General features: G+C 37.9%; 6 protein-coding genes. 5 read left to right on the top strand and 1 reads right to left on the bottom strand.

Annotated elements, in window-relative coordinates; all coding sequences use genetic code 11:
* Positions 1-396: 396 nt before the first annotated feature.
* Positions 397-726, top strand: coding sequence for a helix-turn-helix domain-containing protein (locus ACYVRH_RS10655; protein WP_461256894.1), 330 nt, complete (start codon positions 397-399; stop codon positions 724-726).
* A gap of 103 nt (positions 727-829) precedes the next feature.
* Positions 830-1045 (top strand): hypothetical protein, encoded by a 216-nt coding sequence (locus ACYVRH_RS10660; protein WP_461256895.1) that lies wholly within the window; start codon positions 830-832, stop codon positions 1043-1045.
* A 77-nt stretch (positions 1046-1122) separates the two neighbouring features.
* On the opposite strand, the gene ACYVRH_RS10665 is transcribed toward ACYVRH_RS10660, so the two are convergent.
* Positions 1123-1554: a LysM peptidoglycan-binding domain-containing protein gene (locus ACYVRH_RS10665; RefSeq protein ID WP_461256896.1), complete on the bottom strand. Its 432-nt coding sequence runs from the start codon at positions 1552-1554 to the stop codon at positions 1123-1125.
* Positions 1555-1822: 268 nt separating this feature from the next.
* On the opposite strand from ACYVRH_RS10665, the gene grpE reads away from it, so the two are divergent.
* The 3 genes from grpE to ACYVRH_RS10680 form a co-directional block, all read left to right on the top strand.
* Positions 1823-2359, top strand: a complete 537-nt coding sequence (grpE, locus tag ACYVRH_RS10670) for a nucleotide exchange factor GrpE (RefSeq protein WP_461256897.1) — start codon at positions 1823-1825, stop codon at positions 2357-2359.
* Between the two features lie 18 nt (positions 2360-2377).
* Positions 2378-4081, top strand: a complete 1704-nt coding sequence (locus ACYVRH_RS10675) for an Hsp70 family protein (RefSeq protein WP_461256898.1) — start codon at positions 2378-2380, stop codon at positions 4079-4081.
* Positions 4078-5003: J domain-containing protein (locus tag ACYVRH_RS10680; RefSeq protein WP_461256899.1), on the top strand; the 926-nt coding region annotated here is incomplete at its 3' end. The genes ACYVRH_RS10675 and ACYVRH_RS10680, both read left to right, overlap by 4 nt.

The raw sequence follows: 5003 nt of genomic DNA on the forward strand, positions 1-5003 counted from the left end.
TATTAATTCATTAATTACAAAATTTGCAGACAAATTGCCTGAAGCCGTAGATGACAGTAAACGGCTGTTGTTTGCAAAACTAAGCGCGTTTTATCTTAATAACCGGTATCCTGAATATAAAGAAGGGGAAATTAATGGGTAGTTATTAGTGGTTAGTTGGTAGTAAGTAGTGAATAGATAAAGCTCTCCTATCCACTAACAACAGTAAGTTGTAGGACACTTACTGACAAACGCCTACAACTTACATCATTGCTAGATGAATACTAACCGATTATCGTTACAAAGAAGATAATCCCAAATTGTTTGAATGTTTTTTTCATAATGTTTTCTCCTTCATTCTTTGTTGAAATATCCCTATTTCGTATTTTTTGATACCTCAAATGAGGTATTTATTAAATGAAGGCTGATTTTAGAACAAATTTACGGGCTGAACTTGATTATCATGAGCTAACTGTCAAGGAATTAGGTGATAAAACAGGTATACCCAAAGGTACTCTGGACTGTTATCTTGGAGTAAGGGCTTCCATGCCTCCGGCGGATATTGCCGTTAAAATTGCCAATGCTTTAGATGTAACTGTTGAATATCTTGTAACCGGAAAAGAAAATAAAAAACAGGATAAATTACTTAACCATAACATTCGTTCAATAATTCAATTATTAATTGAACTTAATGAAAAAGATATTGAAACAATACTTAGTCTTGCAAAAATCTTGAAAAACCAATAAATGTGATTATTATATAGAAAACACATAAAGTCGGAAACGCTTGTTAATTTAATGATGAATTGTTATACTATTAGTAGTTATGGATAAAAGTATTTCCATTATTATGCAATCCGATCATCATAATTCAGGTTACGTTCCCGGTTCAGCAAATGATCGGGTAGCGCTAGTCTGGCCGCTGACTTGCGAAGCGGTTTCCTTGAGTAAAAAGTACGATGTTGAACAACGATTACAGAGACATGTTACTCGCCTTATCAAAAACAAACGATCCACCGGAAGACACAAAGATTTAGCCGATGCGGAATCTCTTGAAGAAAAATAAAAAAAGGGGGTTTCTGTCCCTCATCTTAGGACAAAAACCCCTCTTCCCTCTTAATGTGAAAATTTTTTCAGTAATATCTAAAGTTTCCCTGCCTCTTTCTTAAACCCGTTGATTAATCTCTGATCGGGTTTGGCTTTAGATTTTTCAAAATTGACAAAACCAAGAAAATAATTTTTCATGCTCTTTCTGGCATTGTCATCGGCCTTGTTTTTTTCACCGTCTATGATGGTCAATTCCATGCCCGGCAGGATTTTATCCGGGTTTACAACTACCCCTCGGGAGGCAAGCATAATAATGGGATAATAAAAACCATTACCCATTTCTGTCCTTGCGATGTCTGACAGCGTATCACCGGATTTTACGGTGTACGTTTTAGCGCCATCCAGAATAAGCCCGGTACTTTTGTCATAAAGTTTAACGTAATCATCGTCAGTAGGCGGCGTGGATTTGCAGCCCATAACCAGCATAATGCTGAGGACCAAAGCCATAACCAATAGAATCTTTTTCATAACTAACTCCTTAAAAAAAATATTATGAATACTTTTAATGTATTCATTTTAAATTTAATTTATATAAAAATGAATGCATTGACAAGCCGATTAATGTAGAATTTTTGGTTTTTATTAATTTTATAAATACATAATTCTTTATGTAGTAAAAAATTACAAAATGTTGAATTTTTCAAAAATGAATTTTTTAACAATCTCATTGGGTTGTCAAATTTAGCCAATTTATTATATGATGTAAAATAAGCAAGTTTATAACAGGTTACTAAAAATGGCATTTTTCGATTCATTTTGGAAAAAAATAAAATATTATACCGACACAAGCGCTAAAAACGCCGTTTCAGAAATTAACGAATACCTTGCGGAAACAAACGAGCGTTTGCACATAATTGAAACAAGGCAAAAAGAAACAATTATCCAACTTGAAGAAATCGACGACTTTCTGCAAAACAACGGCAATGAAAACGTCCTTATTGATACCTTGATTGCGCTTACCGACACTATCGGGGATTTTTATTTTTTTGCCGCAGTAGACCGGAACTCGCCGCTTTTTGAACAAGCGCAGATGATGTGGAACAGGGCAAAGAGCGCAGTAGAAGCAGTAGGGCTTAAAATAATTGAAGCAAACAATGTAGATTTTGATTTTCATCTTCACTCGGCGGAAAGTACCGAACAAAACATGGAAATGCAAAACGGCTATGTAATTAATACTTTGAAATTCGGCTATATTTACAAGGATAAAGTGCTTCGGCGAGCGGCTGTCATCGTTAATAAACTGGGAACGCCTAATAATATTATTTATTTGTAAGTAAGGAGTTGTTACGCTATGAAAGTAGGAATAGATTTCGGCACTTCGACATCGGAAATAGCTTATGTTGACGATAATGAAAAAATTATCATTATTCCCAATCATTTGGGAGATATGATAACTCCGTCAGTCGTATACATAGCCAATGATGGCTCGCCTATTGTCGGTCTTGAGGCTAAAGAAAAAGCGCTCATCGAACCTGAAAATACATTTCTTGAGGTAAAGCGGCTTTTTGGCACAAATACGGAACTTCAAGCGCGTAACAAAGTTTATTCTCCTGTAGATGTCGCGGCGATGATCATGCGCTATTTGACTGATTGCGCGCAAAAACATTCAGGTAAGACGGTTGACTCCGCGGTGATTACCGTTCCCGCCTATTTTAACGATTCACAGCGTAAGGATGTTATGGCTGCGGGAAAGGCAGCCGGTCTTGAAGTTGAGCGTATTATCAACGAACCGACTGCGGCAAGCTTGGATTACGGAATTGAACACATGCGCGATTGTAAATATATGCTTGTGTATGATCTTGGCGGAGGAACCCTTGATGTTACCGTGCTTGAACTTTTTGAAGGAGTAGTGGAGGTAAAATCAAGCTGCGGGAATAACGCGCTTGGCGGAAAAGACTTTGACCAGGCTATCATGGATCACATAATCGGGACGATTAAGAAACGCGATAAAGTTGACGTTTCAAGCGACGCACGCGCAATGATACGGATAAAAATTGCCGCCGAGCAATGTAAGATCGCGTTAAGCGACAAAACCGAAAATACGATAGAATTGCCGTTTTTATACAATAAGGACGGCAATCCCATCGGGTATTCCGAAAAAATCACAAGAGCGGTTTTTGAATCAATGATTCGCGAAAAGATATATTCCACAGAACATCAAATTAAAACGGCGTTATTCGACGCAAATTTGAGCGCAAAAGATATTGGTTTAACTCTGTTGGTCGGCGGAAGCACGCGCATTCCGCTTGTATCTCATTTTTTAGATGAAACTTTCGGCATCGCTCCCGAGTCGGCTGTTGATCCGGATTTGTCCGTTGTTCGCGGCGCGGCTATACAGGCGGGCGTATTAAGCGGCGTGTTAAACGAAAACGCGATTGTCCTGACGGATGTTTGCCCCTACAGCCTCAGTACTGAAGCATTGATTGATACAGGGCCAGATGAGAAAGAAACAATCTGTGATATTATTATAAAACGCAACACAACCCTTCCGGCCGCAGCCTCTAAAATATACGCGACTTCCTGCGATTATCAAACAAAAGTGCATATTACCGCGTATCAGGGCGAAAGCCTTGATCCTGATGAAAACTATCTGTTGAACTGTTTTGAACTCAGCGGCATACCAAAAGCCAAAGCATACAAAGAGAAGATAAATATCCGCTTTGAATATGATTTGAACGGCATTTTAACGGTACATGCGGAAATAATCTCAACTGGTAAATCGGCGACAGTAACGGTGAACACGTCTCAAATGGGCAAAAATCTTGATCTTTCAAAATGGAAAAACGTTCCCGACGCCAGAAAATACCGGCATATAATAAATAAAGCGGAAAGGCTTTTAAAGATTTATAACAATGAAAACTCAAGCGAAGTTAAAGCCGCCGTCAATGAATTAAAAAAAGCGCTTATTATGAATTGGGAAGATTCGGTTATTGATAGACTGATTATCAACATTGAAGACGCGATTAACTGTCTGGAAAAGGAAATTAAAAAGTGAATTACTACGAACTGCTGAATATAGAGCGCGGCGCAAATGCCAATGAAATTAAACGCGCCTATTTTTCGGCGGTTAAAATACATTCGCCGGATTCTGATCCCGAGGGTTTTAAGGCGATACGAACCGCCTATGAAACTCTTTATGATCCAAAAAAACGTATTGAGTATGACGCGTATTTTGTTACGTCAGGCAATTTGCAAAATGAGTTGCTTGCGGCTCATGAACTCATTGAGGAAAATAAATACAGACAAGCTACGGACTTCTTAACTGAATTAAGCGAAAAAAATCCCGATTCAGCCGATGTTAAGCGGCTTCATGCCGAAGTGTTATGGTACATGAAGAAAAGCGGCACTGCCAACAAAATTTGCGCGGAACTGCTGGAAAAAAATCCTTCTGATTACGATACGCTGTTGTTACGTGCAAGAATAGCCAGCTCGATGAAGCATATAGACAAAGCCAACGAATATTATACTGATGCGGTCAAAATTGATCCTTTAAACCCTAAAGCATGGATCGCGTATATGAATTACGCGCTTAAAAATGCCAAAGAGCAGGTAGCAAACATTTTCTATCGCGCTATGGAACAGGATATAAATATGTTCCGCGATGAATATATCATGTATATAGTGGGAGCGCATGACAATAATCTATTTAACACAGAAAATTGTCTTGAATATTATGACAAGTTCGCGGAATTTTATATCAATGACAAAAACCCGGATGAAGATATATATTCGCTTATAATGGAACAAATGCCGTGTTTATTAGTAAAGGATGAGTTTATTCCGTTTGTAGAAAAAATACTGCCCACGCTTGAAAAAAGTAAACAATACAGCGATGAAGACGAAGAAAGTTTTAATTATATACGCTTAGTTATTACGATGCAAAAACTTCGTTCAGATAAAAGAATACATGATGTAGT

The organism is Treponema sp. R80B11-R83G3 (assembly GCF_054786115.1).

What these genes read in the sequence shown, in the direction of transcription:
- ACYVRH_RS10675 (WP_461256898.1), top strand. Translation starts at nt 2,378, where the DNA reads ATGAAAGTAGGAATAGATTTCGGCACTTCGACATCGGAAATAGCTTAT.
- grpE (WP_461256897.1), top strand. Translation starts at nt 1,823, where the DNA reads ATGGCATTTTTCGATTCATTTTGGAAAAAAATAAAATATTATACCGAC.
- ACYVRH_RS10655 (WP_461256894.1), top strand. Translation starts at nt 397, where the DNA reads ATGAAGGCTGATTTTAGAACAAATTTACGGGCTGAACTTGATTATCAT.
- ACYVRH_RS10660 (WP_461256895.1), top strand. Translation starts at nt 830, where the DNA reads ATGCAATCCGATCATCATAATTCAGGTTACGTTCCCGGTTCAGCAAAT.
- ACYVRH_RS10665 (WP_461256896.1), bottom strand. Translation starts at nt 1,554, where the DNA reads ATGAAAAAGATTCTATTGGTTATGGCTTTGGTCCTCAGCATTATGCTG.